The sequence below is a fragment of the Streptomyces yerevanensis genome, assembly GCF_000716805.1.
Lineage (GTDB): Bacteria > Actinomycetota > Actinomycetes > Streptomycetales > Streptomycetaceae > Streptomyces > Streptomyces flaveus.
This window is the reverse complement of sequence record NZ_JNWJ01000004.1, coordinates 179,992-202,044: the sequence shown is the minus strand read 5'-3', so window position 1 is coordinate 202,044 and position 22,053 is coordinate 179,992. Positions and strand designations below refer to the sequence as shown.

General features: G+C 69.4%; 17 protein-coding genes. 13 read left to right on the top strand and 4 right to left on the bottom strand.

Features of this window, described 5'->3' with window-relative positions; genetic code table 11:
- Nucleotides 1-306: 306 nt before the first annotated feature.
- The 4 genes from OP79_RS05870 to OP79_RS05855 all read left to right on the top strand — a co-directional run bounded on the left by OP79_RS05870 (nucleotide 307) and on the right by OP79_RS05855 (nucleotide 6,833).
- Nucleotides 307-1,782, top strand: a complete 1,476-nt coding sequence (locus OP79_RS05870) for a diaminobutyrate--2-oxoglutarate transaminase family protein (RefSeq protein WP_078491635.1) — start codon at nucleotides 307-309, stop codon at nucleotides 1,780-1,782.
- Nucleotides 1,783-1,943: 161 nt separating this feature from the next.
- Nucleotides 1,944-3,878: an IucA/IucC family protein gene (locus OP79_RS05865; protein ID WP_033318890.1), complete on the top strand. Its 1,935-nt coding sequence runs from the start codon at nucleotides 1,944-1,946 to the stop codon at nucleotides 3,876-3,878.
- A gap of 39 nt (nucleotides 3,879-3,917) precedes the next feature.
- Entirely contained in the window at nucleotides 3,918-4,718 is an 801-nt protein-coding gene (locus tag OP79_RS05860; RefSeq protein WP_033318889.1) for a GNAT family N-acetyltransferase, read from the top strand.
- A 138-nt stretch (nucleotides 4,719-4,856) separates the two neighbouring features.
- Nucleotides 4,857-6,833, top strand: a complete 1,977-nt coding sequence (locus OP79_RS05855; RefSeq protein WP_033318888.1) for an ATP-dependent DNA helicase — start codon at nucleotides 4,857-4,859, stop codon at nucleotides 6,831-6,833.
- A 110-nt stretch (nucleotides 6,834-6,943) separates the two neighbouring features.
- On the opposite strand, the gene lexA is transcribed toward OP79_RS05855, so the two are convergent.
- Entirely contained in the window at nucleotides 6,944-7,726 is a 783-nt protein-coding gene (lexA, locus tag OP79_RS05850) for a transcriptional repressor LexA (protein WP_033318887.1), read from the bottom strand.
- A gap of 531 nt (nucleotides 7,727-8,257) precedes the next feature.
- On the opposite strand from lexA, the gene nrdR reads away from it, so the two are divergent.
- Nucleotides 8,258-8,809, top strand: a complete 552-nt coding sequence (gene nrdR / locus OP79_RS05845; RefSeq protein ID WP_033318886.1) for a transcriptional regulator NrdR — start codon at nucleotides 8,258-8,260, stop codon at nucleotides 8,807-8,809.
- 150 nt (nucleotides 8,810-8,959) lie between these two features.
- Complete coding sequence (locus tag OP79_RS05840; protein WP_033318885.1) at nucleotides 8,960-11,863, top strand: vitamin B12-dependent ribonucleotide reductase; 2,904 nt, start codon at nucleotides 8,960-8,962, stop codon at nucleotides 11,861-11,863.
- Nucleotides 11,864-11,923: 60 nt separating this feature from the next.
- Here OP79_RS05840 and OP79_RS05835 read toward each other — a convergent pair whose 3' ends face one another.
- A complete protein-coding gene (locus tag OP79_RS05835; protein WP_033318884.1) occupies nucleotides 11,924-12,457 on the bottom strand; it encodes a TerD family protein in 534 nt (177 codons plus the stop codon).
- 153 nt (nucleotides 12,458-12,610) lie between these two features.
- On the opposite strand from OP79_RS05835, the gene OP79_RS05830 reads away from it, so the two are divergent.
- From OP79_RS05830 to OP79_RS05815, 4 genes are all read left to right on the top strand, one after another.
- A complete protein-coding gene (locus tag OP79_RS05830; RefSeq protein WP_033318883.1) occupies nucleotides 12,611-13,216 on the top strand; it encodes a YdbC family protein in 606 nt (201 codons plus the stop codon).
- Nucleotides 13,217-13,297: 81 nt separating this feature from the next.
- Nucleotides 13,298-13,957 (top strand): histidine phosphatase family protein, encoded by a 660-nt coding sequence (locus tag OP79_RS05825; RefSeq protein WP_078491628.1) that lies wholly within the window; start codon nucleotides 13,298-13,300, stop codon nucleotides 13,955-13,957.
- Nucleotides 13,958-13,970: 13 nt separating this feature from the next.
- Nucleotides 13,971-14,882, top strand: a complete 912-nt coding sequence (locus OP79_RS05820; protein WP_033318881.1) for an ADP-ribosylglycohydrolase family protein — start codon at nucleotides 13,971-13,973, stop codon at nucleotides 14,880-14,882.
- Nucleotides 14,883-15,066: 184 nt separating this feature from the next.
- On the top strand, nucleotides 15,067-16,845 hold the full coding sequence (locus OP79_RS05815; protein WP_033318880.1) for a DUF4153 domain-containing protein: 1,779 nt from the start codon (nucleotides 15,067-15,069) through the stop codon (nucleotides 16,843-16,845).
- 68 nt (nucleotides 16,846-16,913) lie between these two features.
- Here OP79_RS05815 and OP79_RS05810 read toward each other — a convergent pair whose 3' ends face one another.
- Entirely contained in the window at nucleotides 16,914-18,461 is a 1,548-nt protein-coding gene (locus OP79_RS05810) for an MFS transporter (RefSeq protein ID WP_033318879.1), read from the bottom strand.
- A 172-nt stretch (nucleotides 18,462-18,633) separates the two neighbouring features.
- Between OP79_RS05810 and OP79_RS05805 the strand changes: the two genes are divergently transcribed.
- The 3 genes from OP79_RS05805 (at nucleotide 18,634) to OP79_RS05795 (ending at nucleotide 20,759) form a co-directional block, all read left to right on the top strand.
- Nucleotides 18,634-19,257 (top strand): TetR/AcrR family transcriptional regulator, encoded by a 624-nt coding sequence (locus OP79_RS05805; RefSeq protein ID WP_033318878.1) that lies wholly within the window; start codon nucleotides 18,634-18,636, stop codon nucleotides 19,255-19,257.
- A gap of 105 nt (nucleotides 19,258-19,362) precedes the next feature.
- Nucleotides 19,363-20,064 (top strand): ribonuclease HII, encoded by a 702-nt coding sequence (locus tag OP79_RS05800; RefSeq protein WP_033318877.1) that lies wholly within the window; start codon nucleotides 19,363-19,365, stop codon nucleotides 20,062-20,064.
- Nucleotides 20,065-20,132: 68 nt separating this feature from the next.
- Nucleotides 20,133-20,759 (top strand): hypothetical protein, encoded by a 627-nt coding sequence (locus OP79_RS05795; RefSeq protein ID WP_078491627.1) that lies wholly within the window; start codon nucleotides 20,133-20,135, stop codon nucleotides 20,757-20,759.
- 234 nt (nucleotides 20,760-20,993) lie between these two features.
- Here the strand turns inward: OP79_RS05795 and OP79_RS05790 are convergent, their stop codons facing one another.
- Nucleotides 20,994-21,620, bottom strand: coding sequence for a hypothetical protein (locus OP79_RS05790; RefSeq protein ID WP_033318875.1), 627 nt, complete (start codon nucleotides 21,618-21,620; stop codon nucleotides 20,994-20,996).
- Nucleotides 21,621-22,053: the final 433 nt, after the last annotated feature.

Here is a 22,053-nt window from a genome sequence, read left to right as displayed (position 1 = left end):
GTGCACTCCCAGGCCAGGGTCGCGCATCCGGTCCCGGCTCACCGATCGCTACACATCCGTCACCGCTCTCGCTGCCCTGCTCCTTGCCGCTCTCCTCGGAAGCACTGACACTCGGCAGTCTCGCCGCGGCAAGGATCTTCGCCCCGCCGTTGCCCCTCGGGGTCCATGTCGTTGGTACGTACGGGTGGCGTTCCGCCTGCGTGCATCCCCTGCCGCCCGCTCGGGTGGCCGAGCAACTCGCCTCTGGACAGCGGGAGGACCGACAACGTGGCCGTGACCGAGTCTGCGCCCGACGTGGCGCCCGCGATGCGCGAGGCCGAGCTCGCGCCCTTGGCGCACGAGGGGATTCTGCGACGGCAGTCGGCGCGCGAGTCCGCGGCGCGCACCTATGCGCGCGCCCTGCCGATCGTGCCCGTCCGGGCGCGTGGGCTGACGATCGAGGGAGCCGACGGATCGCGCTACCTGGACTGCCTTTCGGGCGCGGGGACCTTGGCCCTCGGGCACAACCACCCCGTCGTGCTGGAAGCGATCAGAAAGGTCCTCGACTCGGGGGCGCCGCTGCACGTCCTCGATCTGGCCACACCTGTCAAGGACACGTTCACCACCGAGCTGTTCCGTACGCTGCCGCCCGGTTTCGCCGACCACGCGCGCGTGCAGTTCTGCGGGCCCGCCGGCACAGACGCGGTCGAAGCCGCCCTCAAGCTGGCGCGCGCCGCGACCGGGCGCACCGGGGTGGTCGCCTTCTCCGGCGCCTACCACGGGATGACCGCGGGGGCGCTCGAAGCATCCGGGGGCGCGTCGGATGTACGGGTCGCGCGCCTGCCCTATCCGCAGGACTACCGCTGCCCGTTCGGCGTCGGCGGCGGGCGAGGAGCCGAACTCGCCGCGCGCTGGACGGAGTCCCTCCTCGACGACCCCAAGTCCGGGGTGCCCGGACCCGCCGGGATGATCTTGGAGCCGGTGCAGGGCGAGGGCGGCGTGATTCCGGCGCCCGACGACTGGATGCGGCGGATGCGGGACATCACGTCCGCCCGCTCCATCCCCCTGATCGCCGACGAGATCCAGACGGGCGTCGGCAGGACCGGCGCCTTCTGGGCGGTGGAACACAGTGGCATCACACCCGACGTGATGGTCCTCTCCAAGGCCATTGGCGGCAGCCTGCCGCTGGCCGTCGTGGTCTATCGCGATGACCTCGACGTATGGGAACCCGGCGCCCACGCCGGTACGTTCCGCGGCAATCAGCTCGCCATGGCCGCCGGCGCGGCGACCCTCGCGTACGTCCGTGAGAACCGTCTCGCCGAGCGCGCCGCCCTCCTCGGCGCACGCATGCTGGCCCAACTGCGCGGCCTGGCAGCCGACTTCCCCTGCATTGGTGACGTACGCGGACGAGGACTGATGATCGGCGTCGAACTCGTGGACCCGGAGCAACCACCCGAGCCCGTCGCCGAGGTCGACGCCCAGGCCGGGAGCACCGTCGGCGGGCCGCGTCCCGCCGCCCCCGATCTGGCGGTCGCCGTCCAGCGGGAGTGCCTGCGCCGCGGGCTGATCGTGGAACTCGGCGGACGACACTCCAGCGTGGTACGGCTGCTCCCGCCCCTGACCATCACCGACGAGCAGGCGAACGCGGTGCTCGACCGCTTGTCGGACGCGGTCGCCTCGGTCGCGGCGGCACCAACTGACCTGTGGGCACGCGGCGTTGAGCATGGCGGGCATGCCGAGTACGGCGGGTCGGCCGGGCGTGCGGAACGGGCCGAGTGGGCCGGACAGGCCGCCGCACGGTGATACCGCAGGGCGTCGCCGAGCGGCCCGACCTCCACGCAGGCGCCACTCGGACGCCGACATCACACCACCCGAAGCAACCACGAAACGCCCAAGTCCAACGAAGCCCGGAACAACCCCAGTTCGTCGCGGCACGACCCTGAACCACCTCCCAAGGAACTCACTTGAACGCCATCCCTGCACCCCACAGCCACACCGACACCCGTACCGTCGAGCCGGGCCCGGGTGCAGAATCCATCCCCAGTCAGCAGGGACGGCCCGGGCCCGCGCCCGGAGACTCCGCACGGCTGCGCGGTGTCGCAGCAGGTCTGGATCCGCTGGACCACCCCGATCCGCACACCGCGGCCCAGGCGGCAGCCATGGAGAACCTGCTCCGCTGCTGGGTACGGGAGAACGACCTCGCCGCTCCGAAGGACGGCATCCTCCGCATCCAACTCCCGGCCAGCGGCACTGCCCTGGTCGTCCCGGTGCACTACTGGTCCCCGACAGGCTGGCACCGCCTCGGCCTCCCCCACCTTTCCGACGCCCCCCATCAGGCACCCCCCACAGACGCGGCCACGCTGGCGGCGCTCCTCGGACGAGAGACCCAGGCGGACGGTACGGAGGGCAGGGCGGAGGCCGGGGCCGGCGACAGCGGTGATCTGGTGCGCCGCGTGGCCGACTCCGCTCAGCGCACCGTCCTGTTCATCAGCGACCGCAGGGAGCACCCCGCCGACGGCCCGGACCTCTTCCTCTCCGCCGAACAGTCGCTCATGCTCGGTCACCCGCTGCACCCCACCCCGAAGAGCCGCGAGGGACTCTCCGAGGCCGAAACCCGGCTCTACTCACCCGAGTCACGCGGCTCCTTCCCCCTGCACTGGATGGCTGTCACTCCCTCCGTACTCGCCACCGACTCGGCCTGGACCGAGCGTGGCCGCCCCGTACCCGCTCAGCAACTCACCGCCCGGCTCGCCGGCCCCGGACTGCCGCTGCCCGACGGGTACGCCGCGCTCCCGATGCACCCCTGGCAGATCCGCGAGGTCCGCCACCGCTCCGCAACGGCGCAACTGCTGGACGCCGGTCTGCTCCAGGACCTCGGCCCCCATGGCGACGCCTGGCACCCCACCTCCTCCGTACGCACCCTCTACCGCCCCGGCGCCCCCGCGATGCTGAAGCTTTCGCTGGGCCTGGGCATCACCAACTCCCGCCGGGAGAACCTCCGCAAGGAACTCCACCGCGGTGTCGAAGTCCACCGCCTGCTGCGTGCAGGCCTCGCCGAACAGTGGCGGGCGGCACACCCGGGCTTCGACATCGTCCGCGACCCGGCCTGGCTCGCCGTCGACGACCCGGACGGCAACCCCGTGCCCGGGCTCGACGTGATGATCCGCCACAACCCGTTCACGCCGACGGACTCCGTCTCCTGTATCGCCGGACTCGTCTCGGTCAGGCCTCAGGACCCGCCCGGCGAACCGTCCGGCTCCGGGCAGGGCAGGCCCACGATGCGATCACGGCTCACCGAGATCGTCACCCGTCTCGCCGGGCACACCGGACGCTCGCGCGGCGCTGTCACCACCGAGTGGTTCCTCCGCTACCTGGAACAGGTGATCCGCCCCGTCCTCTGGCTGGACAGCGAGGCGGGCATCGCGCTGGAGGCCCACCAGCAGAACACCCTGGTCCTGCTGGACCCGCAGGGCTGGCCCGTCGGCGGCCGCTACCGCGACAACCAGGGCTACTACTTCCGCGAGTCCCGGCGCGCGGAGCTGGACAAACGGCTCTCCGGCATCGGCGAGCACAGTGACACCTTCGTCTCCGACGAGGTCACCGACGAACGCTTCGCCTACTACCTCGCCATCAACAACGTGCTCGGCCTCATCGGCGCTTTCGGCTCCCAACACCTCGCTGACGAGCGGTTGTTGCTCGCTGCCTTCCGCCACTTCCTCGCCGACGTCGCCTCCGGCCCCGCACGACTGCGTACACCCCTGCCCGTCTGTCTGCTCGACTCACCCGTACTGCGCTGCAAGGCCAACCTGCTGACCCGGCTGCACGGGCTCGACGAACTCATCGGCCCGGTCGACACCCAGTCCGTCTACGTCACCATCGCCAACCCCCTTCATTCCTGAGGAACATGACCCACCCCATCTCCTGAGAGGAGCGTCGCCGTGCCTCCCACCGATGCGAGCACCGACGCCGGTTCCGCCCCCATCACCTCCCTCGGCAGCGACACGGGCCCGGACGCGGACAGCCAGGACACACTCGACCTGCGTCTGCCCGACGAACTCGTCGCGCTCTTCGCCGAGGAGGCCGAAGCAGCCAGGGCAGCCGAGCGTGCAGCGGAACAGGGCGGAGGGAAGAGCACGGCGAAGCCCGGCCCCGTCACCCCGACCGGTGACGACCTGCTCGACGGCATCGGCGGATGGGGTCCCATCGCCAGCCCCGTCGGCCTGCTCCACCTCGTCCCCGTACGCATCGACCGTGACCTGATGCTCATCAGCCGCTGGATGAACGACCCCGCCGTCGCGGCGTTCTGGGAGCTGGCCGGACCCGAGACGGTCACCGCGGATCACCTGAGCGCCCAGCTCGACGGGGACGGCCGCAGCGTTCCCTGTCTCGGCGTGCTGGACGGCACGCCGATGAGCTACTGGGAGATCTACCGCGCGGACCTCGACCCACTGGCCCGCCACTATCCCGCTCGTCTCCATGACACCGGAATCCACCTCCTCATCGGTGCTGTCGCCAACCGCGGTCGGGGACTTGGCTCAGCACTGCTCAGAGCCGTCTCCGACCTCGTACTCGACCGGCGCCCCTCGTGCGCACGCGTCGTCGCGGAACCCGATCTTCGCAACACCCCCTCTGTGTCCGCCTTCCTGAGCGCCGGCTTCCGGTTCTCCGCCGAGGTCGACCTGCCCGACAAACGGGCCGCCCTCATGGTCCGAGACCGGACCCTGCGCGATGTGCTGTAGCGCCATCACTTCTGGTACACCGCTCGACCCGATCCGGTTCCCAGTCGAACCCGATCCGGTTCTCGGCCGCTTGATCGCACGCCCGACCCCGGCATTGATCGCCCGGGTGTCAGTGCGGCGCCGTAGGGTGGACGCGCTATGACAGAGCACTCACTCCCTGAACTCCTGCATGCCGCCGTCACAGCCGTCGGCGGTACGGAGCGCCCTGGCCAGGTGACCATGGCCGAAGCCGTCGCGGAGGCCATCGACGCCGGCTCCCATCTGCTGGTCCAGGCGGGCACGGGCACCGGCAAGTCGCTCGGCTACCTGGTGCCCGCGCTCGCACACGGGGAGAGAGTCGTCGTGGCGACGGCCACCCTGGCGCTCCAGCGGCAGCTCGTGGAGCGGGACCTTCCGCGCACGGTCGACGCGCTGCATCCGCTGCTGCGCCGCCGCCCCGAGTTCGCGATGCTCAAGGGCCGGTCGAACTACATGTGCCTGCACCGCCTCCATGAGGGCATGCCGCAGGACGAGGAGGAGGGCCTCTTCGATCAGTTCGAGGCGGCCGCGCCCACCAGCAAGCTGGGCCAGGACCTGCTGCGGCTGCGGGACTGGGCGGACGACACCGAGACCGGCGACCGTGACGACCTCACCCCCGGAGTCTCCGACCGGGCCTGGTCGCAGATCTCCGTGTCGTCCAGGGAATGCCTGGGTGCCTCGAAGTGTGCGTACGGCGCGGAGTGCTTCGCCGAGATGGCCCGCGAGCGCGCCAAACTCGCCGAGGTCGTCGTCACCAACCACGCGCTTCTCGCGATCGACGCCATCGACGACGCCCCGATCCTGCCGCAGCACGAGGTGCTGATCGTCGACGAGGCTCATGAGCTGGTCTCCCGCGTCACCGGAGTCGCGACCGGCGAGCTCACTCCCGGCCAGGTCAACCGAGCCGTGCGCCGCGCCGCGAAGCTCGTCAACGAGAAGGCCGCCGACCAGCTCCAGACCGCCGCCGAGGGCTTCGAGCGTCTGATGGAGCTGGCCCTGCCGGGCCGCTTGGAGGAGATCCCGGAGGACCTCGGGTACGCGCTGATGGCACTGCGCGACGCCGCCCGTACGGTGATCTCGGCGATGGGGGCGACACGCGACAAGTCCGTCGGCGACGAGGACGCGGTACGCAAACAGGCACTCGCCTCCGTGGAGTCGATCCACGACGTGGCCGAGCGGATCACGAACGGCTCCGAGTGGGACGTCGTCTGGTACGAGCGCCATGACCGCTTCGGAGCCTCCCTGCGCGTAGCGCCGATGTCCGTGTCGGGCCTCCTCAGGGAGAAGCTCTTCGCGGACCGTTCCGTGGTCCTCACCTCGGCGACACTGAAGCTCGGCGGCGACTTCAACGGAATCGGGGCCTCGCTGGGGCTGGCTCCCGAGGGCACGGAGGGCGAGGACGTCCCGCAGTGGAAGGGCGTCGACGTCGGCTCGCCTTTCGACTACCCGAAGCAGGGCATCCTGTACGTCGCCAAGCATCTGTCGCGTCCCGCACGCGACGGCGACCGCACGGACATGCTGAACGAGCTGACGGAGCTGATCCAGGCGGCGGGTGGCCGGACGCTCGGGCTCTTCTCGTCGATGCGGGCCGCTCAGCTGGCGGCCGAGGAACTGCGCTCCCGCATCCCCGAGTTCCCGATCCTCCTCCAGGGCGAGGAGACCCTGGGCGAGCTGATCAAGAACTTCGCGGCCGACCCGAAAACCTGCCTCTTCGGCACTCTCTCGCTCTGGCAGGGCGTCGATGTCCCCGGCGCCAGCTGCCAGTTGGTCGTCATGGACAAGATCCCCTTCCCACGCCCGGACGACCCGCTGATGAGCGCCCGCCAGAAGGCCGTCGAGGACGCCGGGGGCAACGGCTTCATGGCCGTCGCCGCCACGCACGCGGCACTGCTCATGGCCCAGGGCGCCGGCCGCCTCGTACGAGCGATGGGGGATCGCGGCGTAGTAGCCGTACTGGACCAGCGCCTGGCCACGGCCCGTTACGGCAGCTATCTGAAGGCGTCACTGCCCGACTTCTGGTACACGACGGACCGTAACCAGGTACGGCGGTCGCTGGCCACGATCGACGAGGCGGCACGGAAGGCAGAGAGCGAGTAGACGACTGTGCTGTCCCCGGCATCGGCCGGGCACAGCACAGGGCCCCGAAACCGGCGCAGGTGGTTCCGGGGCCCGGATCAGGGGGCGGAGGGTGTTCCGCCCGCGGGTACTCACACCCGCCGCAGCACCGCCACGACCTTGCCGAGGATGGTCGCCTCGTCGCCGGGAATCGGCTGGTACGCGGAGTTGTGGGGCAGCAGCCACACATGGCCGTTCTCGCGCTTGAAGCGCTTGACCGTGGCCTCGCCGTCCAGCATCGCGGCCACGATGTCGCCGTTCTCGGCGACCGGCTGGCGGCGGACCGTCACCCAGTCCCCGTCGCAGATCGCGGCCTCGATCATCGAGTCACCGACGACCTTCAGGACGAACAGCTCGCCGTCTCCGACCAGCTGCCGGGGCAGCGGGAACACGTCCTCGACCGACTCCTCGGCGAGGATCGGGCCACCGGCGGCGATCCGGCCGACCAGCGGGACATACGACGCGGCCGGCTTGCCTGCCGTGTCGGTGGGCTGGACGGTGGACTGGTCGGACCCTCGGACCTCGTAGGCACGGGGCCGGTGCGGGTCGCGCCGCAGGAAACCCTTGCGTTCGAGTGCCATCAGCTGGTGTGCGACCGAGGAGGTGCTGGAGAGGCCCACGGCCTGCCCGATCTCCCGCATCGACGGCGGGTACCCGCGCCGCTGCACGGAGTCCCTGATGACCTCGATCACCCGGCGCTGCCGGTCGGTGAGTCCGGAGCTGTCCGCCCGGATTCCCGGAGGTCGGCCCGGCAGGGAGCGCGTGGGCTTGGGTCCCTCCTGATTCAACGCTTCATTCATGGCATGCACCGGCTCGAGTCGGCCCTGGGAGCGGTCCTGGGCAGTGATGGTGGCGCTGTCTGCGGTGGTGGTCACGGTTGGCCCCTCTCGTTCGTCTCCCTGCTGGACAACGGTAGTTGCTTTCGAAAGGTTGCGCCAAACACACGTTCGAGTGAAAGATTGCGAATCGCCTGGCGTGATCATGTGTTTGGGTGTATGACCAACACTGCATCTGGCGGACAAAACGGCTGATTGCTGTACTCTTCGCCGCCGGGGCGATGACCTCGTGGGTCGGCGCCCAGTCTGCCACCCGGTGTCCCGTCAACCGGGTACCGGCCTCTGTTGTGCGGCGCCCACGTTATCCCCGCAGGCCCCGGCGCCGGTATGGGTGTGCGGCACATGTCGAGATCGATGCGCCATGCGCGCTCGGGGGAAGCGACACGCACGCGCGAGGAAAATTTACGACCAAACCCCAGATCTAGTGGTTGGATGGCAATAGCAGCCCAGAAGTTGTGGTCCCCCGGGTCCTCCGGGGTCTGATCATCGCCTATGCTGGGGACTGCTTCGAGGGGCCCAAGTGGCCTGTCGAGGCTATTGAGTCGTGCTGTGAAGGAGGGTTGGAGTTCGATGCACTGCCCCTTCTGCAGGCACCCCGACAGCCGTGTCGTCGACAGTCGTACGACCGATGACGGTACGTCGATCCGCAGGCGCCGCCAGTGTCCGGACTGCTCCCGTCGATTCACGACGGTGGAGACGTGCTCGCTCATGGTGGTCAAGCGGTCCGGAGTCACCGAACCCTTCAGTCGTACCAAGGTCATCAATGGCGTCCGCAAGGCGTGCCAGGGACGGCCTGTCACCGAGGACGCACTCGCCCAGCTCGGCCAGCGGGTCGAGGAGGCGGTGCGGGCCACCGGAAGCGCCGAACTGACCACCCACGACGTGGGGCTGGCCATTCTCGGCCCGCTGCAGGAGCTGGACCTCGTGGCCTATCTGCGGTTCGCGTCCGTCTACCGGGCGTTCGACTCGCCGGAGGACTTCGAGGCCGCCATCGCGGAACTCAGGGAACAGACGCAGCGCCCCGCCGCGGACGACGATGACGCGGGCGAGGGGCGCCAGGGAAGCGACCGCGGGTCCGGAGGGACTGCCGAAGCCCCCGTGCCCGCAGGCGCCGGCGACTGACGAGCAGGCCGACCCGCGTCGGCCGGTCGGCGGCGATTCAGAGACCTGTTGCGAGCGGTCGCGTATGCGCTGCGCGCAACACCAGACACACACGTGCCCCGGGAAGAACGAGGCACTTCAGGGCGTTTTGGCCCGATACAGGGAGGCGGCATGACAGAGACGGCGAGCGGTCCGGCACGGAGTTCCCGAGCCAAGGGCACCAAGGCGAACAAGGGGCTGCGGATCGAGCGCATCCACACCACCCCGGGCGTGCATCCGTACGACGAGGTCGAGTGGGCGCGTCGTGACGTCGTCATGACCAACTGGCGCGACGGCTCGGTCAACTTCGAGCAGCGTGGCGTCGAGTTCCCCGAGTTCTGGTCGGTGAACGCGGTCAACATCGTCACCAGCAAGTACTTCCGCGGTGCTGTGGGCACCCCGCAGCGCGAGGTGAGCCTCAAGCAGCTCATCGACCGCATCGTGAAGACGTACCGGAAGGCCGGTGAGGACTACAAGTACTTCGCCTCGCCCGCCGACGCCGAGATCTTCGAGCACGAGCTGGCGTACGCCCTCCTGCACCAGATCTTCAGCTTCAACTCGCCGGTGTGGTTCAACGTCGGCACACCGCAGCCCCAGCAGGTCTCCGCCTGCTTCATCCTGGCCGTCGACGACTCCATGGACTCGATCCTCGACTGGTACAAGGAAGAGGGCATGATCTTCAAGGGCGGCTCGGGGGCCGGCCTGAACCTCTCCCGGATCCGTTCGTCCAAGGAACTGCTGTCCTCCGGGGGCAACGCCTCCGGTCCGGTCTCCTTCATGCGCGGTGCCGACGCCTCGGCAGGAACGATCAAGTCCGGTGGCGCCACCCGCCGCGCCGCCAAGATGGTCATCCTGGACGTCGACCACCCCGACATCGAGGACTTCATCCAGACGAAGGTCAAGGAAGAAGAGAAGATCCGCGCCCTGCGTGACGCGGGCTTCGACATGGACCTGGGCGGCGACGACATCACGTCCGTCCAGTACCAGAACGCCAACAACTCGGTCCGCGTGAACGACGCGTTCATGAAGGCGGTCGAGAACGGCGAGAAGTTCGGCCTGCGCGCGCGGATGACCGGCGAGGTCATCGAGGAGGTCGACGCCAAGGAGCTCTTCCGCAAGATGGCCGAGGCCGCCTGGGCCTGCGCCGATCCGGGCATCCAGTACGACGACACCATCAACCACTGGCACACGTGCCCGGAGTCCGGCCGTATCAACGGCTCGAACCCGTGCAGCGAGTACATGCACCTGGACAACACGTCCTGCAACCTCGCCTCGCTGAACCTGATGAAGTTCCTGAAGGACGACGGCTTGGGCAACCAGGCCTTCGACGTCGAGCGCTTCTCCAAGGTCGTCGAGCTCGTCATCACGGCGATGGACATCTCCATCTGCTTCGCGGACTTCCCGACCCAGAAGATCGCCGAGAACACCCGCGCCTACCGCCAGCTGGGCATCGGATACGCCAACCTCGGCGCCCTCCTGATGGCCACGGGCCACGCGTACGACTCCGACGGCGGCCGCTCTCTCGCCGGCGCCATCACCTCCCTGATGACGGGCACGTCGTACAAGCGCTCCGCGGAACTCGCCGCGGTCGTCGGCCCGTACGACGGTTACGCCCGCAATGCACAGCCGCACCAGCGCGTCATGAAGCAGCACTCCGACGCCAACGCCGTGGCCCTCCGAGTGGACGACCTGGACACCCCGATCTGGGCCGCCGCCACGGAAGCCTGGCAGGACGTGGTCCGTCTCGGTGCGAAGAACGGCTTCCGCAACGCCCAGGCGTCCGTCATCGCCCCGACCGGCACGATCGGTCTGGCGATGTCCTGCGACACCACCGGCCTCGAGCCCGACCTCGCGCTGGTCAAGTTCAAGAAGCTGGTCGGCGGCGGCTCGATGCAGATCGTCAACGGCACCGTGCCGCAGGCCCTGCGCCGCCTCGGCTATCAGGAGGAGCAGGTCGAGGCGATCGTCGACCACATCGCCGAGCACGGCAATGTGATCGACGCCCCCGGCCTCAGGCACGAGCACTACGAGGTCTTCGACTGCGCCATGGGCGAGCGCTCCATCTCCGCGATGGGCCACGTCCGCATGATGGCCGCGATCCAGCCCTGGATCTCCGGCGCGCTCTCCAAGACGGTCAATCTGCCGGAGTCGGCGACCGTCGAGGACGTCGAGGAGGTCTACTTCGAGGCGTGGAAGATGGGCGTCAAGGCGCTCGCGATCTACCGCGACAACTGCAAGGTCGGCCAGCCCCTCTCCGCCAAGAACAAGGGCAACCAGAGCCCTGAGGCCACCGCGGCCGCCGAGCGGGCGGAGGAGACCATCCGGGAGACGGTCGAGAAGATCGTCGAGTACCGCCCGGTCCGCAAGCGCCTCCCCAAGGGCCGTCCCGGCATCACCACCTCCTTCACGGTGGGCGGCGCCGAAGGTTACATGACCGCGAACTCCTACCCGGACGACGGTCTCGGCGAGGTCTTCCTGAAGATGTCCAAGCAGGGCTCCACCCTCGCGGGCATGATGGACGCCTTCTCGATCGCCGTCTCCGTAGGCCTGCAGTACGGCGTGCCCCTGGAGACGTACGTTTCGAAGTTCACCAACATGCGCTTCGAGCCGGCGGGCATGACGGACGACCCGGACGTGCGGATGGCGCAGTCGATCGTCGACTACATCTTCCGCCGCCTGGCGCTCGACTTCCTGCCCTTCGAGACACGTTCCGCGCTCGGCATCCACTCCGCCCCGGAGCGTCAGCGTCACCTGGAGACCGGTTCGTACGAGCCGACCGACGACGAGCTCGACGTCGAGGGCCTCGCCCAGTCCGCGCCCCGCGCGCAGGAACTGAAGGCCGTCGCATCCCCGAGGGCGGAGGTCGAGGCGGCCAAGCCCGCCCCGCAGCAGGCGCACACCAGCGCGGAGTTGGTGGAGATGCAGCTGGGCATCCAGGCGGACGCCCCGCTGTGCTTCTCCTGCGGTACGAAGATGCAGCGGGCCGGTTCCTGCTACATCTGCGAGGGCTGTGGCTCCACCAGCGGCTGCAGCTGATCCACACACCGTGAGGGGCGGTACGGCCACCGGCCGTACCGCCCCTTCGGTTTGAGCGGGTCAGGATTCGTGGCGGCTGCCCATGGTCCTGGCGAAGGAGGCCGGGTCCGTGTCGAAGCCTCGGACGCCGGGGTAGAAATCCCACTCTCCGGAGTCGTCGCGTACGAACTCGGCGACTGTCGCGGACGTCGCTCCCAGTACGCCGCCGAAGTCGTCCTCGAACAGGACGGTATAGCCCTCGCTGATGCGCAGCGAGGGGTGGTGCACCCCGACGAAGGTCCTCGGCCCGGAGCGCTGCTGGATGCAGACGCCGACGACAACGCGCGCGTACCGCTTGTCGAGACGGGTGAGCTCCAGGGTCATCACCTCGTCCCAGCCGAAGCCCTTGCCGTCCTTGCTGTCCCGGTTGAGGGTGATGGTGCCGTCCGGGGATCGGCTGTCGAAGTGCACTACGTAGTCGGGGTTTTCGTGTGTGTTCGTCGCCAAGTAGGTCGCGGCGACGAGGTCGAGATCGGTTGGTGGCTCACCGGCGGGACTCGGGTCCCACTTCACTGCGACCTCGACCTTGCTGATGCCCTTGCTGAGGCCGTTCACCAGATCTCCCCTCCTGGTCCCCTGTGACAGTCGCTCCAACTGGCGGGCAGCTGAAGCGTGTTGTCCATCGTGTCACGCACCTGGGGGCGCTCGCGCGGATGTACTCCGCCAGAGCGTGACCGAGGCCACGTTCTGTGGCCTTACGATGGCGCGGTGCTGGTCAAGTGGATTCGCTGCACCGTGGTGGACCGCCGCGGTTTTGAACGGGGGCAGCGGAAATGGGCGGGGCTTCTGGGGGAGCCGGGGTTCCGGGGGCAGGGCGGGGGCTGGAGCCGTGGGCGACCCGGAGTTGCCCATGTCTTCGCCTTCTGGGAGAGCCGTGCGTTCTACGACTCCTTCATGGCTCGCTCCCATGACCGGCTGGCCGCGACGCAGTCCGGCACCTTCAAGGATCCACATGTCAAACTCTTCGATCATCGATTTGACGTGAAGACCGGCTTCGAGCCGCGCTTCACGGACGCCGACCTTGTACGGGTGGCGCACTGCCGTGTCCACGAAGAGAGGGCCGAGCACTTCGCGTTGATGCAGGAGAAGGTGTGGAACCCGGCGATGGCCGGATCTCCCGGCATGGTGCGCGGGCTGTTCGGTGAGGCACCCGGCCATGAGTTCCTGGTGCTGTCGATGTGGAAGTCGGCCGCCGAGCACGGCAAGTACCGTGCCGAGCGCGTCGAACGGCTCGCCCTGCGGGCCCAGATCGAAGCGGACGTCGCGGCCCTCGCGGGCGCCATCGTGGAACTGGAACCGGGCTGGACGGTCTGAAGCGGTCACAGTTGTGTGACCTCCGTCGTATGGGGCCCGTACGAGTGCTCGATCAGCCGCGATCCGATCTAGGGTTTTGGCATGGCACGACCACGGCGCATCGTTCTTGTCCGGCACGGCGAGTCGGTGGGCAATGCCGATGACACTGTGTACGAACGCGAACCCGACCACGCACTGGCCCTCACCGAGACGGGATGGCGGCAGGCGGAAGAGACGGGCAAGCGGCTGCGGGAGGTGTTCGGCCATGAGCGCGTAAGCGTTTACGTCTCCCCTTATCGCCGTACGCACGAGACATTCCGCGCCTTCCATCTCGACCCCGAACTGGTGCGTGTACGCGAGGAGCCGCGACTGCGCGAGCAGGACTGGGGCAACTGGCAGGACCGGGAGGACGTACGCCAACAAAAGGCGTATCGCGACGCGTACGGGCACTTCTTCTACCGCTTCGCGCAAGGAGAGTCCGGCGCCGACGTGTACGACCGGGTCGGCGGCTTCCTGGAAAGCCTGTTCCGCAGCTTCGAGGCGCCCGACCATCCGCCGAACGTGCTCATAGTGACCCACGGGCTGGCCATGAGACTGTTCTGCATGCGCTGGTTCCACTGGTCGGTCGCGGAGTTCGAGTGCCTGGTGAACCCCGGGAACGGGGAGACGCGGATGCTCGTTCTCGGGGAGGACGGCAAGTACACACTTGACCGGCCATTTGACCGCTGGCGTGATCCGAAACCGTACGGAGTCACCGGATAGAAGTGGCAGGGCGATGACCGCTGACTCCTCTCCCGACGGGCGCTTGGCCCGCACCCTGGCCGGCCTGCGCGGACTCGCGGTGGGGGACGCGCTGGGCTCACAGTTCTTCGTGCCCGAGAACTACCCGCTGCTCAAGCGCCGTGCCCTGCCCTCCGGCCCCTGGCAGTGGACCGACGACACCGAAATGGCCTGCTCCGTAGTGGCCGTTCTGGCCGCCCACCGCCGTGTCGACCAGGACGGGCTGGCCCGCTCCTTCGCGGAGCACCACGACTTCGACCGGGGCTATGGGCCCGCGGTCAACCGTCTGCTGCGGCTGATCCGGGAGGGCGGCGACTGGCGCGAGCTGGCCTCCGCCCTCTTCAACGGACAGGGTTCGTGGGGGAACGGCGCCGCGATGCGCATCGCACCCCTGGGCGCCTGGTACGCGGACGATCCGGAGCAGGCGACGCACCAGGCCGAGATTTCGGCGTACCCCACGCATCAGCACCGCGAGGCCGTGGCCGGCGCCATGGCCGTGGCTGCTGCGGCCGCACTGGCCGCCGCCCCGGGCGGTCCGCCCAGCGCCGGGGCACTGCTCGACGGCGTCATAGCCCTCGTACCGCGCAGCGCTGTGGAGGCCGGGCTGCGGCGCGCCCGGGACATGCTCGACTACGACGACGCGTCGACGGTCGCCGCGGTGCTCGGCTGCGGGCGGCGTACGAGCGCGCACGACACGGTGCCGTTCGCGCTCTGGTCGGCGGCACGTTCGCTCAGCGACTACGAGCGGGCTTTCTGGACGACTGCCCAGGTGGGCGGGGACGTGGACACGAACTGCGCCATCGTGGGTGGTGTGCTGGCCGCCGGGAAGGCGGGCGCGCCGCCCGCGGAGTGGGTGGAACGGACCGAGGCCCTGCCGGGCTGGATCCCGGTGGAGGGCGGGGCGTAGCCCCAACTGTCACAGACCTGACACAGAGACCCCGCTCCCCGCTGCGTCGGCTTACCCGCGGATACCCTGTCCGCCACGCCGCTCGTTGATCATCCCGGGCGTGCACCGACGAGACACCGGTCCCCTGGGCTTCCGCCGCAGCACGTGCTGTGAGCCGCCCGTGGACCGGTCGGGAGGGGGTCCCGTGTCAGACACGCCGTCCGAGGCCGAGCCGAGAAGGCCGGGAGCAGAGGATGGAGGGGGTGCCAAGGGGAGCGCAGGTGAGGGCTCCGAAGGAGGGGGAGGCGCGGTCCGTGGGCGTACCGTCGCCCTGACCAAGAAGCCTGCCGCCGATGCCGATGCCGATGAGCCCGAGGACGCCGTCCCCGCCTTGTACTCCGGCGACGCCTCCTCGGAGGGCGATGCCGACGGGGACGACCCGGACCGAGGGGACGTCGACTGGGGCTACCCGGTCGCCGAGTCCGCCTGGTGGTTCGCGGACCTTCAGGCGAAGTCCCCGGCACCCGTCCGCCCCGCCACCCTCTGGGCCGCCCTGGCCACCGGCGTACTGAGCATGCTCCTGCTCGGCGACGGACTGGCCCTCAACCTCCTGTTGGTGGCCATTCCGGCCGCGCTCGCCGCGTACTACGCCGCTCAGGCGGCCGGCCGTGGCCTGCGGCGCTGGACGCTGGTGTGGGGAGTCGGCGGCCTCGCCCTGCTGACCGTGCCGGCGCTGCGCGACGCCGACTGGCCGACGTTCCTGGCCGTGGTGACCGCCGTGGCCGCGGGCTCGCTCGCGCTGCACGGCGGCCGTACCTGGACCGGAGTGCTGTTCGGCCCGATCGGCCTGTACACCTCGGTTCTCACCGGACCCGTCTGGGGCTGGCGAGGCCTGCGGGAACGGTTCGGCGGCGCTCGGGGCAACCTGGGCCCGGTGCTGCGCGCGCTCGCGGTGGCCGCGGTGCTGCTGCTGGTCTTCGGGGCACTGTTCGCGGGGGCCGACGCGGCCTTCGCGGATCTGCTCGGCGGCCTCATGCCGGACGCCTCCGTCTCCGGGGGCCCCTGGCACCTCGTTCTGCTGGTGCTCGGCCTGGTCGGCGCGCTGGCGGCGGCACACACGGCCGCAGCGCCCGTTCAGTGGGACCGCGTCGAGGTGCCCCCGGGCCGGGAGCGTGGCCGTCTCGAGTGGGCGCTGCCCCTGATCGTGCTCGTCGTGCTCTTCGCGTCCTTCAACGCCGTCCAACTCGCCGTCCTGTTCGGCGGATACGACACCGTGCTGGAGAAGACCGACCAGAGTTACGCAGAGTACGCGCGCCAGGGCTTCTGGCAGCTGCTCCTGGTCACGCTGCTCACCCTGCTCGTCATCGTCTTCGCCCTGCGCTGGGCCCCGCGTGACGGTGCGCGTGACCGGACGCTGGTACGTGTCGTGCTGGGAACTCTCTGTGTCCTCACGCTCGTTGTCGTGGCATCGGCGGTGCGACGTATGGACATGTACGTGGAGGCGTATGGACTGACGCGACTGAGGATCTCGGTGGTGGCCGTGGAGCTCTGGCTCGGCCTGGTCATCGTGCTCATCATGGCGGCCGGCGTATGGGGAGCCCGCTGGCTGCCGCGTGCCGTGATGGCCAGTGCCGCCGCGGGTGTGCTCGCCTTCGGTCTCGCCTCGCCGGACGGCCTGGTCGCCGAGCGCAACGTCGAGCGGTACGAGGCCACGAGCAAGGACGGCGAGGAGGGCAAGTTCGACGTCGACTACGCGCGCGGCCTGTCCGCGGACGCCGTACCGGCCCTCGACAAGCTGGAGGAGCCGCTGCGCTCCTGCGCGCTCGAGCCCATCGCGAGGGAACTGAAGAAGGAGAACAAGCCCTGGTACGCCACCAGTTGGGGCGAGGCCCGGGCCCGCGACATCCTCGAGGACCGGCCGCTGTCGGCCGAGGAGGACTGGGAGGAGTGCCTTCGGCTCCGTGACGAGTTCCAGTACCGCTGAGGCACGGGAACGTATCGAGTGGGCCGGGCCCGCGTCCCGTGGACGCGGGCCCGGCCCACTCGACGGCGTCAGCCCCCGGCGGGTCCTGCGGTGCCCGACAGGGCGTCGAGGTCGCTCTTGCGGACCCGGATCACCAACGCGGCGACGGCCAGGGCCAGTACGGCCATCGCAGCGGCCGGGATGAAGGCGGTGGATATGCCCTGGGCGAGCACTTCATTGCCCCAGGGAGCGGGCAGTTGCTGCGTCTGCGCGAACTCCGCCTTCTGCTCGGGCGATGCGTTCGCCATGAACGCGGGCAGCTGTTTCTCCGCCTCGTCGCGGCTCGCCGTACCGAAGACCGTGGTCAGAATGGACAGACCGAGCGAACCGCCCACCTGCTGCGTGGCGTTGAGCAGACCGGACGCCGCGCCCGCTTCGTGCTGGGCGACACCGGAGACCGCGGTGAGCGTCAGCGTCACGAAGTTCAGGCCCATGCCGAAGCCGAACACCAGCATCGGGCCGAGCACTCCGCCGGCGTACGAGCTGTCGGGGCTGATGAAGGTCTGCCAGCCGAGTCCGAGCACGGCGAGCACCGAGCCGACGACCATGAACGGCTTGGGGCCGAGCACGGGCAGGAACCGCTGCGACAGGCCCGCGCCGAACGCGATCGCGACCGTGACCGGGAGGAAGGCCAGGCCCGCCTCGATGGGCGTGTAGTCCAGCACGTTCTGCACGAACAGCACGATGAAGAAGAACATGCCGAACATCGCCGCGGCCAGGCTCAGCATGATCACATACGTGCCCGAGCGGTTGCGGTCGGCGAACATGCGCAGTGGGGTGATCGGTTCCTTGGCCCTGGACTCGATCAGCCCGAAGGCCAGCAGCAGGACCGCCGCCGCTCCGAAGGAGCCGATGGTGAGGTTGTCCCGCCAGCCCTCTTCCGAGGCCCGGATGAAGCCGTAGACGAGGGAGGCCATGCCGACCGTCGAGGTCAGTGCGCCCGCGATGTCGAAGCGTCCCGGATGCCGCTCGGACTCGCTGATGTAGAGCGGTGCGAGGAACGCGATCAGCAGGCCGATGGGCACGTTGACGAAGAGCACCCAGCGCCAGTCGAGCCACTCGGTGAGCATGCCGCCCGCCAGCAGACCGATCGCGCCGCCGCCGGCCGAGACCGCGGCGAAGACACCGAACGCCCTGTTGCGTTCGGGACCTTCGGGGAAGGTCGTGGTGATGAGCGCCAGCGAGGTGGGCGACGCGATCGCGCCACCGACGCCCTGGAGGGCGCGTGCGGCCAGCAACTGCCAGGGCTCCTGGGCGAGACCGCCCAGCAACGAGGCGAGCGTGAAGAGCAGGATGCCGGTCATGAAGACCCGGCGCCGGCCGAGGATGTCGCCGGCCCGGCCACCGAGCAGCAGCAGACCGCCGAAGGTGAGCGTGTACGCGCTGACGACCCACGTGAGGTCGGTCGTGGAGAACTTGAGCGCGTCTTGAATGTGCGGGAGTGCGATGTTCACAATCGTGGCATCGAGTACCACCATGAGTTGGCAGGCCGCGATGACGGTGAGCGCGATGCCGGGATGCCCCTCCCGGCGGGCTGCCCCCGGCTTCTGGTCCTTTGTCAGTTGAGAGGTTGTCACTATTGGGTCCCCCACAAGTACGTTAGTGAACGCTCGCGTTCACTGTCGCGTCAACGTTAGTGAGTCCCCGTCAGTGAACGCAAGCGTTCACTGAATCGCTTTCGTGGCGTGTCGCCGGTCCGCTCGCTTTTCCCGAAGATCCCCGCTCCCCCTGCACAACGGAGACACTCAGATGGCTACTTCGCGCTTGACGGCCGCCCCCGCTCAGCCGGCCTCCCTGCGTCGGCGCGGCGCCGTACTCGAACGCGCGATCCTCGAGGCCGCGCTCGATCAGCTCAGTACGGTCGGCTGGAACGGCCTAACGATGGAGGGCGTCGCCGCGGGTGCCCAGACCGGCAAGGCCGCCGTCTACCGTCGCTGGCCGTCCAAGGAGGATCTCGTCGTGGACGCGCTCCGGTCCGGGCTGCCGGAGCTGGAGAACGCGCCCGACCTCGGCAGCGTGCGTGAAGAACTCCTGGTTCTCTGCCGCCGGGTGCGTGAGGCGATGTTCTCCCGCCCTGGATATGCGCTGCGCTCGGTGCTTTACGAGTGCGACTTCGGTACTGCCGAGCGCTTCCACACCGTGATCCTCGAACGCGTCGTGGAGCCGGGCGCGCGGCTCGTAGAGGAGATCATTCGTCGTGGGATCGCGCGAGGAGAGGTGCGACCCGATGCCGCGAACGGGTGCGTCTTCGACGCCATGCCCGCGATGATGCTGTACCGCTCGAAGGTGTGCGCCTGTGAATGGAACGAGCGGGAACTGGAAACGATGGTCGACCAGTTGATGGTTCCGCTGCTGCGGCCGAGCGGGGCATGACGTGATGCGGGCGCCGCTTTCGAGCGGTGCCTGAAACCCCTGTCCGGTTGCCCGGAGAAACCTGGGTGTCGTATGGGCTTTCGGGCGGCGTATTCTGGTGCCGCCATGGCGTACGAAGCACCTACTCACACCGTCGAGCGCTCCTTGCGTGCCACCACCGGAGCGAAGATCATTGCCGGTGTCGACGAGGTGGGGCGCGGCGCGTGGGCCGGTCCGGTCACCGTCTGCGCGGCGGTCACGGGGCTGCGCCGCCCGCCCGAAGGCCTCACCGATTCCAAGCTCCTCACCATCAAGCGACGTACCGAGATGGCCGAGGAGTTGACGAAGTGGGTGACGTCGTACGCCCTGGGACATGCCTCTCCGGAGGAGATCGACGACCTGGGGATGACGGCCGCGCTGCGGCTGGCCGCCGTACGCGCCTTGGATGTCCTGCCGGTTCGCCCCGACGCGATCATCCTTGACGGAAAGCACGACTATCTCGGCACTCCATGGCGGGTCCGTCCGGTCATCAAGGGCGACCAGACGTGCGTGGCCGTCGCGGCGGCCTCGGTGATCGCCAAGGTCGAGCGTGACAAAATGATGGCCGAACTGGGCATCGAACATGCAGACTTCGGTTTTGCGACCAACGCCGGGTATCCGTCACCCGTGCACAAGGCCGCGCTGGAGTTGCGGGGCCCCACCCCGTACCACCGGTTGTCGTGGGCGTATCTTGATGCGCTGCCCCAGTGGCGGCACCTCAAGAAGGTCCGCAGCTGGGCGGACGGAAGCGTTCCGGAGATCGAAGGTCAGCTCGGCCTCGATTTCTGACACTTCCGCTCGCACTCATGTGCCACCCGCCGAGGCGAGTCGCACCGGCGTTTGATAAAAATCAGCTCATGCCTCTCATTCCCGAGGAGCCTCAGATTCACGAGAGTGCCCAGGGTCCCCGCGCCACTCCGGCCAACGGCCGCACCGCGCCGACCCCCCGTCCCGTACCCGGCCCCCGTCCCGCGGCCCCGCCGCGTCCCGGTCGTCCGGGTGCCGTCCGGCCGATGCCGTCGGCGCAACGTGCGCCGCGCGACACGCCTGTGGCCAAGCCGGAGCCGTCCGCTCCGGCCGCCCCCGCCGCTTCCTCCACTCCGCAGATCCAGCTGATCCCGGCCTCGGCCGAGGGGGCGCTGGATGCCGCCGAGGAAGCGGTCGACCTGCTTCTCGACACGGGCCGTGCCCCCGGTGAGGTGCTGGTGATCACCACCGGCGAGCCGCATCCGTGGGCCGCGCACGAGCTGTCCTTCGGCGAGGCCGCGTACTGGGCCCAGCACGACGCGGGCGACGACGTCTTCTACGCCGACGCCTCCGTCGCCGGTCGTGTCGCGTCCCGTCCCGTGGTCGTCGTCGCCGTCAACGGCGGTGCCGACGCTGCCGCCACGGCCCTGCCGCTGGCCCTCGGTCGAGCCGGCACCCTGCTGATCGTCTGCGGCGACCCGCAGAAGATCAACTCGGTGCTGGGGGCGAGGGTCTGAGAACCCGCCTCCCCTGAAGGGGGCGGGTGCCGCCGCGGCGGCATGTGCACGGTGGACGGTTCGACGTGTGCCGGTACGGGGGGACGTACCGGCGTGGCCATCGTCGCCATGCCCGACTCCATGTGGGTTGCCGTCGAGGTTTGCCGTGCGTCGGTACGTCACCGGGCCGGGCTCCACGCGCGCGTGGGCGCCCATGACCGCTGGCGGCGATCAGGCCGGCTTCGGTTCCTCGGCTCAGCGGGCCGCCGCGCGGCGCAGTATGTCCGAGGCGGCGCCACCGGTGCGCGGCTGGGACACCTCTGCCGCGGCGAAGGACTCGAAGGACTCCGGCACTGAGTCCGCGTTGGGATGACGGCCGCCGCGCCCCTCGCCCAGGACCTGCCAGCCCTCACCCGTCAGCGTGATGTACGCCCCGCAGCGCAGCCCGTGCAGCGTGCACGCGTCCCGCAGCCCCCACATCCACGCCCCGTCCTCCTCCGTCCAGCGAGCGTCGCCCTCACGGCAGTAGAGCAGCACGGCCGTACGCACCGGGGTACGACGCCGCAGGTCGTGCGGGATGACCCGGCGCAGCTGCGCGAGCAGCGCGTTACGGAACATCCAGCCGTCCGCCGGAGCCGGGCGACGGGTGAACGAGGCGCTCGCCTGCAGCCGTTCCTCCGGATCGAGGACGGCCACTATGGCAGTCGTGGGCCGGGGTCGATGCCGGGAGTGCAGCCCATTGACGACCTCCCGGGGATCGCGCAGCAGCGGAATCCCCGCGGCGGCCCACTCAGCGGGTTCGAGCATCCGGGCCAGTGAGTTGGCGGACGCGGCGGACGTCGGCATCGATGCCGCCGGGGACGGAGCGAATCCGAAGGTCACGGTCCTCCCTTCGGCTACGCGCCCATATTGCGGGCGGGGGTCGGGCGGGGGAGCGCACCGCGGCACAGCCCTAGCGGGCTTCGGGCAGGCCATGCGGGGCGCGACCCCAATTCTTCCTGTCGAACTTGATTGCGGCAACGAGCAATCAGGCTCACTGACTGTTATCTGGTGATGCGTCTTATATATACCCGCACAGTGCTCTCCCTGGCGACGCGTGAGGCACGTCTGCACGATGAGCACCAGCGGCACCATTTCCTGCGCACCGGTTCTCCGGAGCATGCGCGCGGCGACCGCGAGAGTCCAGCCGGTCTTGGCCACATCGGCCGTCACGCGCGCGTTGGCCGTCGCGGCGGTGGCTGAGCGCTCGGCCCTGGCCGTCCTCGAGCCGGGGCCGGGCGTGACAGGTGCGCCCTTCGTGAGCTCTTGGTCGCGC